At 65.0% G+C, this 16,851-nt stretch carries 13 protein-coding genes; 8 read left to right on the plus strand and 5 right to left on the minus strand.

Features of this window, described 5'->3' with window-relative positions; translation table 11 throughout:
- Positions 1 to 80 precede the first annotated feature (80 nt).
- Positions 81 to 914, plus strand: a complete 834-nt coding sequence (locus AWB79_RS25980) for an N-formylglutamate amidohydrolase (RefSeq protein WP_061170304.1) — start codon at positions 81 to 83, stop codon at positions 912 to 914.
- 49 nt (positions 915 to 963) lie between these two features.
- On the plus strand, positions 964 to 1,965 hold the full coding sequence (locus AWB79_RS25985; RefSeq protein WP_061170305.1) for a LysR family transcriptional regulator: 1,002 nt from the start codon (positions 964 to 966) through the stop codon (positions 1,963 to 1,965).
- Positions 1,966 to 1,975: 10 nt separating this feature from the next.
- On the opposite strand, the gene AWB79_RS25990 is transcribed toward AWB79_RS25985, so the two are convergent.
- Positions 1,976 to 3,412: an MFS transporter gene (locus AWB79_RS25990; protein ID WP_061170306.1), complete on the minus strand. Its 1,437-nt coding sequence runs from the start codon at positions 3,410 to 3,412 to the stop codon at positions 1,976 to 1,978.
- Between the two features lie 348 nt (positions 3,413 to 3,760).
- Here AWB79_RS25990 and AWB79_RS25995 point away from each other — a divergent pair, with 348 nt between their 5' ends.
- Positions 3,761 to 4,780, plus strand: coding sequence for an alcohol dehydrogenase (locus AWB79_RS25995; protein ID WP_061170307.1), 1,020 nt, complete (start codon positions 3,761 to 3,763; stop codon positions 4,778 to 4,780).
- 74 nt (positions 4,781 to 4,854) lie between these two features.
- Here AWB79_RS25995 and AWB79_RS26000 read toward each other — a convergent pair whose 3' ends face one another.
- From AWB79_RS26000 to AWB79_RS26010, 3 genes are all read right to left on the minus strand, one after another.
- Positions 4,855 to 6,948 carry a TonB-dependent receptor family protein gene (locus AWB79_RS26000; protein WP_061170308.1) on the minus strand — a complete coding sequence of 698 codons (2,094 nt, stop codon included), beginning with the start codon at positions 6,946 to 6,948 and terminating at the stop codon, positions 4,855 to 4,857.
- A gap of 171 nt (positions 6,949 to 7,119) precedes the next feature.
- Positions 7,120 to 7,503, minus strand: a complete 384-nt coding sequence (locus tag AWB79_RS26005; protein ID WP_061170309.1) for a DUF2946 domain-containing protein — start codon at positions 7,501 to 7,503, stop codon at positions 7,120 to 7,122.
- Positions 7,504 to 7,629: 126 nt separating this feature from the next.
- The gene (locus AWB79_RS26010; protein ID WP_061170310.1) at positions 7,630 to 8,901 is read right to left on the minus strand and encodes a cystathionine gamma-synthase family protein; all 1,272 of its coding nucleotides are present in this window, start codon (positions 8,899 to 8,901) and stop codon (positions 7,630 to 7,632) included.
- A 154-nt stretch (positions 8,902 to 9,055) separates the two neighbouring features.
- Here AWB79_RS26010 and AWB79_RS26015 point away from each other — a divergent pair, with 154 nt between their 5' ends.
- The 5 genes from AWB79_RS26015 (at position 9,056) to AWB79_RS26035 (ending at position 15,531) form a co-directional block, all read left to right on the plus strand.
- On the plus strand, positions 9,056 to 10,261 hold the full coding sequence (locus AWB79_RS26015) for a paraquat-inducible protein A (protein WP_061170311.1): 1,206 nt from the start codon (positions 9,056 to 9,058) through the stop codon (positions 10,259 to 10,261).
- Positions 10,258 to 11,553 carry an MlaD family protein gene (locus AWB79_RS26020; protein WP_061170345.1) on the plus strand — a complete coding sequence of 432 codons (1,296 nt, stop codon included), beginning with the start codon at positions 10,258 to 10,260 and terminating at the stop codon, positions 11,551 to 11,553. Before AWB79_RS26015 ends, AWB79_RS26020 begins: the two co-directional genes overlap by 4 nt.
- Entirely contained in the window at positions 11,550 to 12,158 is a 609-nt protein-coding gene (locus AWB79_RS26025; RefSeq protein ID WP_061170312.1) for a PqiC family protein, read from the plus strand. Before AWB79_RS26020 ends, AWB79_RS26025 begins: the two co-directional genes overlap by 4 nt.
- Before the next feature lie 200 nt (positions 12,159 to 12,358).
- On the plus strand, positions 12,359 to 14,095 hold the full coding sequence (locus AWB79_RS26030) for a tannase/feruloyl esterase family alpha/beta hydrolase (RefSeq protein WP_061170346.1): 1,737 nt from the start codon (positions 12,359 to 12,361) through the stop codon (positions 14,093 to 14,095).
- 251 nt (positions 14,096 to 14,346) lie between these two features.
- The gene (locus AWB79_RS26035) at positions 14,347 to 15,531 is read left to right on the plus strand and encodes a GNAT family N-acetyltransferase (RefSeq protein ID WP_061170313.1); all 1,185 of its coding nucleotides are present in this window, start codon (positions 14,347 to 14,349) and stop codon (positions 15,529 to 15,531) included.
- Between the two features lie 104 nt (positions 15,532 to 15,635).
- Here AWB79_RS26035 and AWB79_RS26040 read toward each other — a convergent pair whose 3' ends face one another.
- The gene (locus tag AWB79_RS26040; protein WP_232471019.1) at positions 15,636 to 16,583 is read right to left on the minus strand and encodes a GNAT family N-acetyltransferase; all 948 of its coding nucleotides are present in this window, start codon (positions 16,581 to 16,583) and stop codon (positions 15,636 to 15,638) included.
- Positions 16,584 to 16,851: the final 268 nt, after the last annotated feature.

Genomic DNA, 16,851 nt, shown 5'->3' on the forward strand with positions numbered 1-16,851 from the left:
TTCCGCATTCGCCTGGCATACGCTGTGAAGGTGGGCATGGCGCACCGGTTCGCCGTGCCCGCGCGAACCGAGGGTCTCCCATGCAGAACGCGTCTTACGGACAACTTCATCGCGGCGACGCGCCGATCCTGCTGGCCGCGCCGCATACAGGCACGGTCGTGCCGGACGAACTGCTCGCTCATCCGGCCTGGCGTCCGGTCGATGGCCGCCTCTCCGATCCGGCGGGCGTCGCACTGCTCGCGGCGGCGCGCGAACGCGGTGTGACGAGCATCGCGGGGCATCTGCATCCGTGCGTGATCGACTTCAACGTGGCGCTCGACAATCGGCCGCTTTCGCAGCGGCTCAATCGCACGGGACTGTGCCGCACGCATACGTCGCGTGGCGAGGCGCTCTATGCGCCAGGAAGCGAGCCGAGCGAGCAGGAAGTCGGGGAGCGCGTGCTGCGCTATTGGCGCCCGTTCCACGACGCGCTGACCGGCGAGCTGCTCAGGCTGCGCGACCTGCACGGCAACGTGCTGCTGCTGGTGTCGCACGCGAGTTCGTGGCTGTCGCCGTATCGCTCGCATGCGGGCGCGACCGATTGCAATGCAGGCACGCATCAGGGCGCATCGTGCGACCGGCGGCTCGTGTCCGCGCTGACCGAAGCCGTGCAGGCCGCGGGGCGTTCGTGGGTCGTCAACGGCAAGCTCGCCGACGCGTTCGCCGCGCAGCGCTACGGCCTGCCGGAGAGCGGCATCCATGTGATCGAGGTCGAGGTCGCGGGACGCTGGCGCAGCGAGCTCGAAGCGCAGGAACACTCGCAAGATGCCGACATGCGTGCGATTTTCGACGCGCTCGGCGCCGCACTCAAGAGCCTGCCGCCAGCCGATGCTCGCTTCGACTCCCGCCTCGTCGCCGATGGCCCGTCAGCCTGAAACGCCGACATGCCGTGTGCTAAATTCGGCTTTCACTTCGCCGCAGACCATGAAAGAGACCGCACCTGAACAGTATCCGGACTGGGACCTGCTCGCGAGCTGGGTCGCCGTGGTCGAGGCCGGTTCCATCTCGGACGCGGCCAACCGCCTCGCGATCTCGCAGGCCGGCGTGTCGCAACGCATCAAGGCGCTGGAGTCGATTCTCGACACCACGCTGCTCGACCGCGCAACGCGCCCCGCGCGTCCGACGGCGGCGGGCCAGCGGCTTTTCGAGCACGCCACGGTCCTGTTGCAAGCCGCCGACCAGATGGTCGAAAGCGTGCGCAACGTGACGCGCGCGAAGCGCGTCGTCGTCCGTCTCGGCTGCGTGGATTCCTTCGCGGCGACCATCGGTCCGATCATCATCAAGGCGCTCGCGGGCACGTCGCATCAGATTCGCCTGTGGTCGGGCATCACGCCGACGCTCGACGGCCAGCTCGAAGCGCGGCAGCTCGACATGGCCGTGACCACGACCGGCCTTTCGCAAGCGCCCGGCATTCGCCGCAGGAAGCTGTTCTCGGAGCCGTACTTCGTCGTGTTGCCGAAGAGCTTCGAGGTCGATCGCTTCACGACCATCGCTGAATTGAGCCGGCATCTGCAACTCATTCGCTATAGCGCGCGCTCGGTCATCGGACAGCATGTCGATGCCTATCTCGCGTCGAACGCGGAGAACATCGAGCGCACCTGCGAATTCGATGCCACCGATCCGATGCTCAGTCTCGTCGCCGCCGGTCTCGGCTTCGCGATCACGACGCCGCTATGTCTGTGGCAGTCGCGGCATTACGTGCCGGACGTGCGCGTGGTGCCGCTGTCGTCGTTCTCGCGGCACGGGCGCGTGTATCAGGCGTTCAGCCGGTCCTTCTATCTGTCCTATCGCGAGAACGAGCTCGGCAATCTGCCGACCGAACTGCACGACCTGTTGAGACGCGCCTACGAGCGCCAGATTTCGCGCGACATCGCGCAGGCGCTCGCGTTGCCGCACGAGGAAGTGTGTCTGCCGGACGAAAAGTGAGCATCGAGAATCAAGCTTCGCCGCGCGCCGCGCGCAGATGAATGCCGAGCGCCCGCCGCGCGCTCAATGCAAGCAACGCGCACGACAACGCGTTGAACAGGAACAGCCCGCCGGGACCGACCACCGTCATCAGCGCCGACGCCAGCGCCGGTCCCGTCATGCCGCCGAACGAGAACAGCACTAGCAGCGTCGCTGAAATCGCCACGCGATGATGCGGCTCCGTGCGATCCTGCACGTGCGACACGATCAGCCCGTATTGCGTGAACGTCACCGCGACATAAGCGAGCGTGCCGACCCACGTGACGACGCGGAAATCGAAGCAGAACAGCACGAGGCTCAGCGCGCCCGAGATCGACGCCGTGTAGTAGACCAGCCGGCGGCGATCGACCTTGTCGGAGAGGCGGCCCATCGGCCATTGCGGCACGAGCGCGCCGATCAGCGCGACGCCCATGAAGGTCGCGAGCTCGCTCGTCGAAAAGCCCGAGCGTTCGAGATAGACCGGCATCATCGCGTAAAAGCTGCTGTAGATGAAGCCCGCGAGCACGCAACCCGGCACCGCGAGCGGCGCGGCCGCCATCATGTCGCGCACGCTTTCGCGCCAGGTGCGCGCGGGCACGCGATTCAGGCTTTCATCGGCGACCTTGACGGGCCAGCCTTCCAGCAAGGTCACCGGCAACACGGCCGCGGCGAACAGCGCGGCGGCGATCGAGAACTGCTGCGCGCCCGTGCCCGCGCCGACGTTCAATAGAAACTGCCCGGTGCCCACCGCGAGATAGTTGATGGCCGCGTAAGAGCCGAACACCTGCCCGCGCTTCTCGTTCTCGACCGTGCCGTTGAGCCAGCTTTCGATGGACGTGTACAGGCCCATGAACGCGAAGCCGGTCAGCAGACGCACGGCGCCGAGCGTCCACGGCGACTGCGCCGCGCCGAAGGCGAGCGCGAGAATCGACGCCGCCGCCGAAAACGCCACGAAAGTCCGATGCTGCCCGATGCGGTCGATGAGCCTGCGGTTGATCACCGCGCCGAGAATGAAGCCCGCGTAGTAGCAGGACTGCACGAGGCCGATCACGAGCGTCGGATAGCCGGATTGCAGAATGCGCAGCGGAATCAGCGTCTGAAACAGGCCGTTGCCGACGATCAAAAGCGCATAGCCGCACAGCAGACCGACCAGCGCCTTATAGCCGCTGGAAAAGCCGGCCGGCGCCTGCGCGGGCGCCGACGCCGCGGCCGGTTCGGCGCCCGCGGGCGGCGTCTGGCGGCCGAACAGCTTGGCTTCGGTGAGCGGCCCGGTGCGCGCGACGGCGGGCGCGTCCTGATCGGTGCTTGCTTCCTCTTCGCGGGGGCTCTCGTTCTGTGTTTCGTCGTGCACAGGACCGGGATCGCGGGTGGGATCTTGCGCGACTTCGTTCGCTGAATCGCGCGTGAATTCGTGTTCGATTTTGGACATGACGCCCTTGACGGTTCGGAAAAGCGCGGCTCGCTGGGTTCGGCCGTGCCCGCGTGCGACAACCCGACGATGCTAACCGGAAGAGGGGCATCCTCGCGATGGATTCAAGGGAAAACCCTGATCTCGGCACGCTGCGCTGCAACGATTTGTCCCAGCATCGCCGCGATTCGTCTGCCCGGGCGTTGAATCACGCGCGCTTATGACGACGCCAAGCCGTGCTGATGACGCGCCGAGCGGGCTCCGGATGCGTTTCATGGATACCTGTCAAACTCGCAGCTTTGGACGTTTCCCGTGCGCGGGCGTGCAACGCGCGCCGCGCGTGTTTCTCCCATCAAAAGGAGCGAAGCGATGCCAACGATGCAGGCAGTGCAGGTAGCGAAAGCAAACGGTCCACTGGAAGTCGTCGAGCGCGAGGTGCCGGACCCGCCCGCGGGACACGTGCTCATCAAGGTGCAGGCGTGCGGGATTTGCCACAGCGATTCGCTCACCGTCGAAGGTCTGTGGCCCGGCCTGCAATTTCCGCGCGTGCCGGGACATGAAATCGCGGGCGTGATAGAGAAGGCGGGCGCGGGCGTCGAAGGCTGGGAAGCGGGGCAGCGTGTGGGCGTCGGCTGGCACGGCGGGCATTGCGGCCATTGCGAGCATTGCCGTCATGGCGACTTCGTGCTTTGCAAGACCGCGCTCGTGCCCGGCATCAGCTACGACGGCGGCTACGCGCAATACATGGTCGCGCCGCAGGAAGCGCTCGCGCGCGTGCCCGACGACCTGGCCGATGTCGACGCCGCGCCGCTCCTGTGCGCCGGCATCACCACCTTCAACGCGTTGCGCAACAGCGGCGCGCGCGCGGGCGACGTGGCCGCGATTCTCGGCATCGGCGGGCTCGGGCATCTCGGCGTGCAGTTCGCGCGCAAGATGGGCTTCGTCACGGTCGCCATCGCGCGTGGACAGGACAAGGCGCCGCTCGCGAAGCAGCTCGGCGCGCATCACTACATCGACAGCGGAGCGCAGAATGTCGCCGAAACGCTGCAGGCGCTCGGCGGCGCGCGCGTGATCCTCGCGACGGCCACGAGCGGCAAGGCCATGAACGCGACGCTCGGCGGCCTCGGTCTCAACGGCAAGCTGATCATGGTCGGCATTTCCGAAGAGCCGGTCGAGGTGCCGATCACGCAATTCATCATGGGCCGCAACTCGGTGCAGGGCTGGCCATCCGGCACGGCGGCGGATTCGCAGGAAACGCTCGCCTTCAGCGCATTGTCGGGCGTGAAGCCGATGATCGAGGAATATCCGCTCGCGCAGGCCGCGGAGGCCTACGCGCGCATGATGAGCGGCAAGGCGCGCTTTCGCGTCGTGCTCACCATGGGGCATTAAAGCTAGGGCATTGAAGCCGGGGCATTGAAGCTTGCGCCGTCCGGAGAGACACTCGGACGGCGCAAGCATCGGCATCAGAACGCGTAGCGCATGCCCGCGAAGATGCTGCGGCCTTCGCCCGGATAGAAGATCGCGGTCGATGACGCCGTGCGCGCGTCGGCGATGGTGCTCATATCGCTGACATAGCGCTTGTTGGTCAGATTGCGCGCATCGACGAATACCGACAGGCCGCTTTTGAAGTCCATGCCCGCCTGCACGCCGAGCAGCGTGTAGCCGGGCACGCGCAGGGTGTTGGCGTCGTCGGCCCAGGCGCCCGCCGGGACCCAGTCCACCGATGCCGAGATATGAAAGCCGTTCGGCCGCGAGTAGCCCAGCGCCGCGCGGATCACGTTCACCGGCACGCCCGCGATGCGGTTGTTGCCATACACCGGATCGTCCTTGAAGCGGAAGTCGCTCAGGTTCCACAGGCCGGAGACGGTGATGCGGTCGCCCGCGCCAGGGGCCGTGATGTTGCGCCATACCTCCATTGACACGCCCGCCTCGATGCCCTGCAGCACGGTCTTGTTCGCATTGAAGGTCGATGCGGGAATGTCGGGGCTCGTCGTGTACTGAAGCAGTTGATCGCGCACGAGCGAGCGATACGCGGTCAAATCCCAGCTCACGCGGTCACGCGTGCCGCGCGTGCCGAGTTCGAGCGTCCACGCGTGTTGCGACGAAAGGGGCGTGAAGCGCGTGGTGCTCGAAAACGTCTGCGTGAGGTCGCTGAAGTCCGGCACGTCCTGGCTGCGCGTGATGTCGATATACGCCTGAATCTCGCGGTTCGGCTGCCACATCAGCCCGAGCTTCGGATTGACGCCGCTGAACGATTCGCTCGCCGACTTGTAGTTCGGATCGGCGGCGAGCCCGCCATGATCGACATACTTGCGCACGTCGTGCAGCGCCTTGAAGCCGGCCATCAGCGCGACCGTCGGCAGGAAGAACAGCCGGTCCTCGACGTAGGCCTCGTAGTTATAGGCGCTTTGCGTCGAGTCGAGCGTCTGCGCGCCTTTGTTGCCCGACACGTTCACGTATTGCCGCGCCTGCGTGTTGCCGCCGAAAAAGCGCGCGCCCGCGATGATGTCGTTGCGCATGCCGCCCGCGTTGAACGTCGCCGAGTAGCGCGGCGCGAAGCCGTACGTCCAGCCATCCTGATCGATGACCTGGAAGATCGGGTGATAGAGGCTCTTGTGAATCGCCCACGTCACGAAGTCGAGCTGGCCGACATCGAGCTTCACGGTGGTCCTGTTGGCGATGCGCTCGGTGCGCGTGTCGCGCGCCTGATCGCCGGCGAGCGCGCTGGGCGAGGCCTTGGTCGGATCGTTGAGCGCATCGCTCAGTGTCAAGGTACCCGGCAATTTCTGATCGACGACATACGCGCCGAGATAGAAGCGCGTCTCCACATCCGGCGAGAAACGATAGCCGATGTTCGCGTTGAACTGCTCATACTGGCCGCGCTCGTGATCGCGATACCCGTCCGCGTGATTCACCGAGAACGTGCCGATGAAATCGAGCGGACCCATGACGCGCGAAAACTGCGCGCTGCCGCGCACCGTGCCGAAGCTGCCGCTTTCGAGCCGCACGATGTTCGGCGCATCGGCGGTGAAGGCGGAGGGCGTCACGAAGTCGATCGCGCCGCCCATCATCGACGAGCCGTACGCGAGACCGTTGCCGCCCTTGTAGACATCGGCGGACTGCAACGCGAGCGGGTCGATCTGGTAGTAGTCGCCACTGCCATCGGCGAGATTCGTCGGGATGCCGTCCTGCAGGATCTCCAGCCCGCGCGTGTGATAGCCGCGCGCAATGCCGGAACCGCGTATGGACAGGCGCAATTCCTGTCCGTAGCGGTTCTGCACGAACACGCCCGGCACGTTCTTCAGCACGTCACGTAGCGTGAACGCATAAGTATTCTGGTAGTCCGCGCTGTCGACGAAGCCGACCGAGCCGACCGTCCGGTCGAGCGTGCGTTTGTCGTCAGTGACGCTACGCGAAGTCAGCGAATGCTCGCTTTGACCCTGCACGATGACGGCGGGCAGCGTGGTGGCCTGATCCGGGTCCTGAGCGAATGCAGCGGACGCGAAAAACGCCGTCACGCCGGTCACGATGGCGCTGTGTTTTGCGAGGCGTTTCATGTGCGGGCCCCGGCGTGCGCGAGCGTGGAATAGGGCGGCACGAAGCCGCCACGGTTCTTCGAAGCGATGAACATGGTTCTTCTCTGAGAGCGATCGTGTAGAGCCCTCGCACGCGTCACGCGCGCGCGAAAGCGAGCGACGCCGCGCGGGCATCGCCTTGAGCGAACGGAGTCAGATCAGAACGGGAGGCGCGCGAGATTGCGCGGTGGTGAAGGGCGCATCGGGCCGTTCATTGCGAACCGGCGCGACGGCAAGCACGTGCCGCGCGGGAACGGCCAGCGCGGCCGGGGCGCGTGCGTCCGACACGGCGGGCGCATGCGCGAAGAAGTGACAATAACCGCAGGCCGAATCGTTGAAATGCGCGGCCGCGTCGGGCTCGTGATGACTGGCCGGCGCCTGCGATGCGGTGGCGTGCGCCGAGCACAGCGCTACGTTGAGCTCGTCCGCATGCGCGTTGGCTGCGATGAGTTGCGAGACCGCCGGCGCGAACGTGATCAGCAGCATTGCAAGCAATGCCAGCAGTGAACCCGTTCGTTGATGGACGCGGCTGCGCATGAAAGCTCAAAGCCTGAGTATGTCGGAGTCTCGCGATTATGCCACCTTGTTACTCGGCATTACAAAGCACACGGGACAAAAATTCGCGGCATCAGCGCAACGGCATCTTCATTCGAATCGATAGCTTCAACAATGTTCGAGCGCGTTCGCGAGATCGGCGATCAGATCGTCGGGATGTTCGAGTCCGACCGACACGCGTATCAATCCTTCGGTGATGCCCGCCGCCGCGCGCACGTCGGCGGGCACGCCCGAATGCGTGGTCGACGCCGGATGACACACGAGCGATTCCGTACCGCCGAGACTCACCGCCGACTTGAAGAGCGCCAGTCCGTTGATGAGACGAAACGCCTGCTCGCGCCCGCCTTCTAGCACGAACGCGAAGGTCGATCCCGGCCCGCTGCATTGCCGCCGGTAGACCGCCTGATACGCGGGATCGTCGATCAGTTCGGGATGCAGCACGCGAACCTTCCTGAACGGATTGCCCGCAAGCCAGCGCGCGACCGCCGTGCCGCTTTGCGCCGCGCGTTCCATGCGCAGCACGAGCGTTTCCATCGAACGCGTGATCATCCACGAGGAATGCGGGTCGAGCTGCGAGCCGAGCGTGCCGCGCAGCGCGCGAATCTTCGCGATCAGCGTCTTGCTGCCCGTCACGCCGCCCGCGACCAGATCGCTGTGTCCGCCGACGTACTTCGTCAGCGAATACACGCTCAGGTCGATACCCAGTTGCGCGGGCTTCTGAAACAGCGGGCCGAGCAGCGTGTTGTCGCAGACCGATAGCGGCCGATAGCCATGACGCGTTTCGAAGGCATCGATTTCCTGACGCAGGGCGACCAGGTCGAAGAGCGAATCGGTCGGATTCGCGGGCGTTTCGACGTAGCACATGCCTACGTTGCCGTGCTGCGCCGCGGCGTCGAGCGCGGCGCGAATGCTCGGCGCGGAGAGGCCGTTTTCGATCACCTGCGAGCGGATGCCCCATTCGGGAAGGAACTTCGAGATCAGCGTTTCGGTGCCGCCGTACAGCGGCGCGGATTGCACGACGCAATCGCCGGGCCGCAGGAACGCGAGCAGCAGCGCCGCGATGGCCGCCATGCCGCTCGATGTCGCGGCGGCCGCCTCCGAGCCGTCGAGCAACGCGAGCCGGTCCTCGACGATCTCCAGATTCGGATGATTGAAGCGGCTGTACACGAGCCCCGCGCGCTGGCCTTCGGGCAGCGGCTTGCGGCCCGCCACGATATCGAAGAAGTCCGCGCCGTCCTCGGCCGAGCGAAACGCGAATGTGGATGTCAGAAAGACCGGCGGCTTGACCGATCCTTCCGACAGGAACGGATCGTAGCCATACGACATCATCTGGGTTTCGGGATGCAGGTCTCTGCGCTTCTGATCGTTGTGGTCGGTCATTCGTAGCTCCGTGCATGGTCAGAGGGTCATCGTACTGCCAAAGCTGCGAGCCGTCCGGCGACCGAAAGCGCCATAACGCCCTATACTTTTTATTTGGGACACGAAGAAGCCACGCCCGCGCAGGCAGCCTGAAAGCAACGGCGCTCGAATAACGATGACCATCGGATGTCCGGAGTGCGGCGTGCTCGAAGACCTTCCGCCGCTGAACTCGCATACCATCGCGCGCTGCCGCCTGTGCCACTACCCGCTCGAGCGGCGCAGCGGCAGAAGCGTCACGGCCGCGCTCGCCTGTACCGCAAGCACTTTTCTGCTGCTCTTTCCCGCCAATCTCGCAACGCTCATGTCCGTCCGCCTGCTCGACGGCGAACGCTCGTCGCTGCTCGCATCGGGAATCGTCGGCATCTGGCACGAAGGCTGGACGATCCTCGCGCTGCTGCTCGGCCTGTTCGGCATCGTGCTGCCGTTCGTGCGCTTCGGCGGACTTGCGGTCGTGCTCGGCGCGCTGCGGCTGGGCAAGCGCTTTCGCGGCATCGGCACGCTGTACCGCTGGACGCTCTGGCTCGACATCTGGGTCATGCCCGACGTCTATCTGGTCGGCTGCTTCATCGGCTATGCGCGTGTCACGCAGAATCTGCACGCGACGATCGGCGCAGGCGGCTATTGCTTCATCGCCGCCGCGATCCTGTCGATGCTCACGCGCGCGACGCTCGATCGCCGCTTCGTGTGGCGCGCCATCGCGCCGGACCGCTGGCCCGGACGCGATGAACCGGTGATCGCCTGCACGACCTGCGATCTCGTTGCGCCGCGCGCCTGCGAAGGAGAGCGCTGCACGCGCTGCGGCGCACGGCTGCATATCCGCAAGCCCGATGCCGTGGTGCGCGCGGCGGCGCTCTCGCTTGCCGCGCTCGTGCTGACGCTGCCCGCCAACCTCTATCCGATGACGATCTCCATTCAACTGGGCCGCGACGTACCGCACCGGATCATCGACGGCGTGTACGAGCTGTTCCAGGCTGGGCTTTGGCCTTTCGGCATCCTGATTATCTGCACGAGCATCGTGATTCCGCTGGCGAAGCTTCTGGGCATGGCGTGGTTCATCGCGTCGGTGTTGCGGCGCTCGCGCCGGCATCTGCGCCTGAAGGCGCATCTGTATCGATGGATCGACGAGCTCGGACGCTGGTCGAACGTCGACGTGTTCACCATTGCCGCGTTCGTGCCGCTGATCCGTTTCGGCGATGTCGCGTCCACGCGCACTTCGCCCGGCGCGACGGCGTTCGTGCTCGTCGTCGTGCTGACGATGGCCGCGTCGCGCAGCTTCGACCCGCGCCTCATGTGGGACGCGCGCAACGGGAGCCGTTCGTGAAGGGCGAGCGCCTGCGGCGCACGCGCGCGCTCGTGCGCCGCAGCGCGTGGCCTGGCTGGATCTGGGCCGTGCCGATCGCCGCGTTCGGCGTGGTCGGCTGGCTCGGCGTGCAGGCGCTGCTGCATGGCGGCGAGACCGTGACGATCGTGCTCGACCAAGCCTATGGCATCAAGGCCGACGAAACCGACGTCACGTTGCGCGGCGTGAAAATCGGCGAGGTATCAAAGGTCGCGCTCGATGCGGACGGCAAGCATGTGGACGTCGAAGCGAAGATCGACCGCACGCGGAAAGACGATCTGCGCAGCGGCACGCGCTTCTATGTGCTCGGCGCGAAGGCCGATCTCAGTAATCCCGCGTCGCTCAAGGCCCTCATCTCCGGTCCCGAGATCGTGATGGAGCCGGGACTGGGCGCGCCGACGCGCCATTTCACCGGGGCGGATCGGCGCCCCGCGCTCGCGCCGCAGCATCCACCGACCGTGAACTACGTCGTGCGCTTCACGGGCGCCGTGGGCGGCCTCAAGACCGGCGCCGATGTCGAACTGCGAGGCTTTCGCGTCGGCACGGTCACGAGCGTGCGGCTGCGCTACGACGCCGCGAGCGGCACGCTCAGCACGCCCGTGGAGATCGCGCTGGAGCCGGGGCAGCTCGGCATCGCAGGCGTTGCGCCACCCGCCGACGGCAACTGGCGGCCGAGCGTCGATGCAATGCTTCGGCATCTCATCGGCGATGGCTTGCGCGCGCGTCTCGCGCAGGACCCGCCGCTCGTCGGTTCGAGCAAAGTGAAGCTCGACTTCGTGCATGGCGCGCCGCAAGCCACGCTCGCGGAGGAGAACGGCGTGCTGGTGATTCCGGGCGTCGAATCGGCCGATATCGACGACATGACCGCGAAGGCCGATCAGATCATCACGCGCATCGACCAGTTGCCGATCAAGGAGACGGGCGACAAGGTGCGCGACACGGTGGCGCGCATCGATGCCCTGGTGGCGTCGCCCCGAATCGACGACAGCCTGAAGCATATCGACCGGTCGCTCGCGCAGATCGACCGCACGCTCGCGGATGTGAGCCCGCAGATCGCGCCGCTCGTCGCGCAACTGCGCGCGACCGCGAACGCCGCCGACGACGCGGCCGCCGCCGCGAGCCGCACGCTCAATGGAGACGCGACGAGCCAGAACAATCTGCAGGACGTGCTGCGCGAGCTGACCGATGCGGCGCGTTCCATCCGCGTGCTCGCCGACTATCTCGACCGCCATCCCGAGGCGCTCATACGCGGCAGGCAGGGAGCATCGCAATGAAGCGCAAGATCGCGGCCGTCATCGTCGCAAGCGTGCTGCTGCACGGTTGCGCGCACAGTCCCTCGACCCATTACGTCACGTTGAACAGCGTGCCGGCGGCTTCGGCCGCAGCGCAGCCGATACAGCCGATACAGCCGATGCAGCCGATGCAGCCGATGCAGCCCGTGCAGCTCACCGCGCTGCGCATTCCCGCTGAACTGGACCGTCCCGAAGTCGTCACTCGCCCCGCGCCGAACCGGTTCGTGATCTCCGACACGGATCGCTGGGCCGCGCCGCTCGCGCAAATGATGCGTCTCACGCTCGCGCGCGATCTGCAAACGCGCCTGCCCGAAGGCGTCTTCATCTTCCCCGGCGCGCCCGCGCCAAAGGACGCGCGTGCGCTCGTCGTCACGGTTATCGACATAGGCCTGCCCGATGAAGGCGAACTGACGCTCGATGTGACCTGGGCGCTCGTCGCGAGAAACCCCGAGCACTTCGAATTCACGCGGCACGTCACACTGCGCGCGCCGCTGCCGGATTCCAGCGCGGAGGCGAAGGCCGCCGCGATGAGCGTCGCGCTCGGCGAACTCGCTGAGCGCATCGCGTCGTCGCTGAAGTCGCGGTAAAGCGTACATCCACGTTCTCTTTATCTGGGAATCGCTCAGTAAGTTTTCTATGCATGACGAGCAAACGCGCATCTCATGCAAGCTTGTCTTGACTTTCCTCCGGTGTTTGATGAATGTTTGCTAACGTCCTGCGCGCCACGATGTTGCGCGCGGCGTGCGAGCCGTTCACGACAAGCGACACCACTCAGGAGGAAGTAGAAATGCCCGGAGCATTCAGCAAGCCTCGCAGCATCAGGTTGGTCAACCGCGCGGCTTTCGCCGCCGCGCCGTTTGCAGCGCTCGCGCTCGCCGCGTGTAACGGGGGAGACGACGACAGCAACACGCCGGCGCCGACCCCGCTCAGTTGTGAGCAGCTCACGGGCATGAGCGTGCCCGCGGGTTCGATCGGCATACCGACGACGGGCGCGACCGTCAGCGCCGCCGCGACCGTGCCGGCCTCGGGCAGCGGCGTAAGCGCGACGCCCGAATACTGTCTCGTGAGCGGTTCGATCGCGCCGGTCGATCAGAGCGCACCGAAGATCAACTTCAAGATCGCGATGCCGACGCAGTGGAACAACAAGGTGATGATGTTCGGCGGCGGCGGCTACGACGGCACCGTGCCCAGCGTCACCGCCAACGTAGCCGCCGGTCCGACGGCGCAGCCCGCGCCGCTCGCGCGCGGTTATGCGGTCTTCGGCAGCGACTCGGGTCACCAGGCGGGCGCGCTCGGAAGTCGGGACGGCTCCTTCGGCACCAACGACGAAGCCGTCGCGAACTTTTCCGGCGACGCGCTCAAGAAGACGCGCGACGCCGCCGTCTATCTGATCGACAAACGTTATGCGGTGAACAAGCCGACGCGTGCGTACTTCGCGGGCGGATCGTCGGGCGGGCGCGAAGCGCTGGCGGTCGTGCAGCGCTGGCCGCAGGACTGGGACGGCGCCATCGCGCTCTATCCCGCATGGAACGCGGCGACGCTGGACCTGCAATTCGGCCGTATCACGCGCGCGCTCGCGCAGCCTGGCGCCTATCCGAATCAGGCGAAGCGCAAAGTCCTGCTCGATGCCGCGCTCGCCTCATGCGACACGCTCGATGGCGTCGCCGATGGCCTCATCAGCAACGTCGCGGCGTGCAATGCGAGCTTCGATCCCGCGACCGCGACGCTCAACGGCACGCCGCTGCGATGCGCGAACGGAGCGGATACCGGCGACACCTGCCTGTCCGATGCGCAGATCGCAGCGCTCAAGGTCTATGCAACGCCGATCACGTTCAACTACGCGCTGGGCAGCGGCGAGACGCAGTATCCGGGCTTCAATGTATGGGGCGCGGATCTCGGCGTCGCGAATGCGTCGCTGGTGCAGCCGACGGTGCTCGCGCTGTCGCTCAACCTGGCGCAGCCCGCCAGTCCGATGCCGGCCACTGCGCCATACTTCAGCGTGTTCTGGGATCAATGGATTCGCTACTTCGTCGCGCGCGATCCGAACGTCAACTCGCTCACGGTCGATCCGCAGAACCCCGGCGCCTATCAGGCGCGCATCAGCGCGCTGACGGCCGAGCAGGACGTGAACAAGACGGATCTGTCCGCGTTCAATGCGAAGGGCGGCAAGATCCTGATGGCGCACGGCATGGCCGATGCGCTCGTGAGCACGCAGTCCACGGAGCAGTACTACATGCGCCTGCGTCAGACGATGGGCGCGTCGACGGTCGGAAACTTCGTGCGTTACTACGAGATTCCGGGCTACGGTCACTCGACGAGCAGCATCTTCAACGCGTCGTGGGATTCGCTGACGACCATGGAGAACTGGGTCGAGAAAGGCGTCGCGCCGCCCGCGCAGACGGTCGCGGATACGACGGGCGTGCCGGGCCGCACGCGTCCGCTGTGCGAGTATCCGGCCTTCCCGCGCTATAACGGTTCCGGCGACGTGAACAGCGCTTCGAGCTTCAACTGCGCTTCGCAATAAAGCGCTTGCCGATGTCGCGGCTCGCGGGGGAGTCGCGGCATCGGTCGCGTCGCGCTGCAATGACAGCGCCGACAATCACACATCACATTCGGCCACCGTCTTTCGATCGCCCATTTCAATGAGCGCGATCGAACGTTTTTCTCAGCCGCTTGCCGGCTAGACTTCGCTCCGGGCTGTGACGTCCATTGCGTCCATCACGTCGGTTCGTCGCGAGCCCGCACAAAAAAGTACATGCAAGAAGCGGGGAAAACATGGGGCTCAGCGTCAAGGCGGACTTACCGATCAAGGCAGTTGCATCGCGCGTCCAGGAGCAGTCGTCCGGCCTTTGCATCATCGACGATCCGGACAAGATGTTCGCGCTGCGAGGCGAGTGGGAAGCACTCTGGTCATCGGCCGGAGGTCTTCACAATCAGGCCTTCGCGGTCGCGTGGCTTTGCTGGACCCGCGTGGCGAAGCCGCGGGGCCGCAAACTGCACTGCATCGTGTATCGCGAGAATGGCGAGCTCGTGCTGGTCTGGCCGCTCGTCAGTCATCGTCGTCTTGCATGGACGGTTCTCGAACCGCTCACGCCGGGAACCGCCGAGTACACCAGCATTCTCGCGCGCGCCGACGCACGCACGGCCATCGACGCCGCGTGGCGCGCCGCAACCCGGCAATGCCGCGCCGATATGCTTGCGCTTCCCTATGTCTGCAAGGAGACGCGGCTGGATACGCTCGCGTTGCGCCATGCAGGTCTCGTCGAAACCACGGTCGATGTGTGCGCGACTGCCTTGTTGCGCCAGGAACCCGACTGGGACGCGTTCTGCAATTCGCTCGGCAAGTTATCGAAGAAAAAGCCCGGCGCGCTGGAACGGCGCTTCGCGAAGGAAGGCGCGCTGGAAATTCGCGTGCTCGATTCGAAGAATCGCGTCGCGCATGCGCGCTATGTGGAATGGATGTTGGAACGCAAGCGCGAATGGGCTGAGCGGGTCGAGAAGCATGGGCCCTGGCTCGATTCCAGGGAATACCGCGACTTTCTGATCAACTTGCTCGACGGCACGCAGGGTGATCCGCTGGCCGTCATGTTCGTGATGTCGCTCGACGGCGCCCCGGTGGTAGTCAGTATGGTGGGTATCGGAAGCACGTGCGCGAGCGGCCTGATCGCGGGCTTCGACGCGAACTTCTCGAGGTTTTCCCCCGGCGCGATCATGATGGAGCACTGCGTGAAGTGGGCCTGGGATAACGGGATGGACCTCGACTTCGGCGTGGGCAAGGAGGAATTCAAGGCGTATTGGAGCCGTGGCAACGTCGCTTCGATCAAAAGCTATCAGATCGCCGTTTCGAACTGGGGCAAGTTCGCTTTCTACGCGAAGGTATTGGCGAAGAAGCTCAAGACGCTGCGCGCTTCGAAGCCGCGTGCCGATGTTGTCGATCCTGCCGGAAGTCCTGCTGCCTGATAACTTTCGAGTCCGGCGCATCCGATTCAGCCAAACGGATGCGCCGATAACAAAAAACGCCGCGCATGCATCTGCAGCGCGGCGTTTCCAATTGCCTTGCCGGTTCACGCAGTCGCGACGAACCAGCCGGACTTGTTCCGGAAGAGCACGCGCTGGCTTGCCTTGGCCATCGCCCAGAGCGACGTGTGGCGTTCGATCACGAGCCGGGGCTTGAGCGCCGGTTTGAAGCCGCAGAGAAACCGGAAAGTGCTGGAGTTGGGAATGCCGTCGAAGTCGAATACGAGATTGCGGCGCTTCGCGTCCTGGATCGCTTCCCAGATGAGCACGCTGATTGCGCCCGCGTGTGCATCGGGCTCGCGCGAGGACAGAATGTAATAGGCCGAGTGCCGGTCGAAGGTTACGCCGATCGCAGCCACCAGCTTGCCTCTCGCGTCATGCGCGCCGAGAAGATAGCCCGCGTCGCGCTCGATGAACGCATCGATGAGCTGTTGCATTATCTTCGCGCCGTAGATGTTGTTGCGGCTGCGAATCGCGAGATTGGATTCATAGAACCTGTTGAATTCGCCGGGTTCGAGGCGCGCCACTTTAAGGAGTTTCTGTCCGGTGCGAATCAGATTGCGCGTCTTGCCATTCAATGCCTTCCATAACGCTTCGACATCTCTTTCAGGCGTGAACTGAAGCGTATAACGTGTCGAAATGGTGAAACCGTGCAGGCCGAATGCGAGCGCGTCTTCAATGCGCGGATCGAAAATCTGATAAAAGCTATCGACTTCCGGAATCTGCGCAATCAGTTCTTCGGTAATGCTGATGCGGTCGAGCATCGATTTGGTAGCGTCGCCGGCGCTCGACTTGTAGGCCGGACCGAGCGTACGCGTGAGCGGCGGCATTTTGGATGTTACCCAGAAGCCTTTCTTGCGCAACGAATAGGGCATTTCGCCGACGATTTCGTTGCCGCGCCGGACCTTCGCCGCTTCCCAGTTGCCATCAGTCGCGATGTCTAGCCACCAAGGCTCATGAAATACCGAGCGTGCAGGTAGCGGTTCGGCTTCCACCCTCACTTTTTCCGCGGCCGTCGCCTCTGTTTCCGGAGCGAGCGGAATCGCTGAACTCTTATCGCTGTTAGGGAAGGCGGTGCGCCGATCGCGATCTGAACGAGGCCTTGTGGAAGCAGTGCTCCGATTGGTATCGAATCTCAGGAATTTGCCGACGATTGACGATTCCATACATTCAGGACCATGCCTTGATGTTATTCGGTTGAGAAGATGCGGACACGTCGCGTTGCATCGATCAGCATGACATCAGGGATGGATGGTGAAGAAC

Origin of the sequence: Caballeronia hypogeia, from assembly GCF_001544875.2 — a bacterium.
GTDB lineage: Bacteria > Pseudomonadota > Gammaproteobacteria > Burkholderiales > Burkholderiaceae > Caballeronia > Caballeronia hypogeia.

Bases quoted from the DNA above. Each gene is read 5' to 3' on its own strand.
- AWB79_RS25980 (WP_061170304.1), top strand. From the start codon at position 81: ATGCAGAACGCGTCTTACGGACAACTTCATCGCGGCGACGCGCCGATC.
- AWB79_RS25985 (WP_061170305.1), top strand. From the start codon at position 964: ATGAAAGAGACCGCACCTGAACAGTATCCGGACTGGGACCTGCTCGCG.
- AWB79_RS25990 (WP_061170306.1), bottom strand. From the start codon at position 3,412: ATGTCCAAAATCGAACACGAATTCACGCGCGATTCAGCGAACGAAGTC.
- AWB79_RS25995 (WP_061170307.1), top strand. From the start codon at position 3,761: ATGCCAACGATGCAGGCAGTGCAGGTAGCGAAAGCAAACGGTCCACTG.
- AWB79_RS26000 (WP_061170308.1), bottom strand. From the start codon at position 6,948: ATGAAACGCCTCGCAAAACACAGCGCCATCGTGACCGGCGTGACGGCG.
- AWB79_RS26005 (WP_061170309.1), bottom strand. From the start codon at position 7,503: ATGCGCAGCCGCGTCCATCAACGAACGGGTTCACTGCTGGCATTGCTT.
- AWB79_RS26010 (WP_061170310.1), bottom strand. From the start codon at position 8,901: ATGACCGACCACAACGATCAGAAGCGCAGAGACCTGCATCCCGAAACC.
- AWB79_RS26015 (WP_061170311.1), top strand. From the start codon at position 9,056: ATGACCATCGGATGTCCGGAGTGCGGCGTGCTCGAAGACCTTCCGCCG.
- AWB79_RS26025 (WP_061170312.1), top strand. From the start codon at position 11,550: ATGAAGCGCAAGATCGCGGCCGTCATCGTCGCAAGCGTGCTGCTGCAC.
- AWB79_RS26030 (WP_061170346.1), top strand. From the start codon at position 12,359: ATGCCCGGAGCATTCAGCAAGCCTCGCAGCATCAGGTTGGTCAACCGC.
- AWB79_RS26035 (WP_061170313.1), top strand. From the start codon at position 14,347: ATGGGGCTCAGCGTCAAGGCGGACTTACCGATCAAGGCAGTTGCATCG.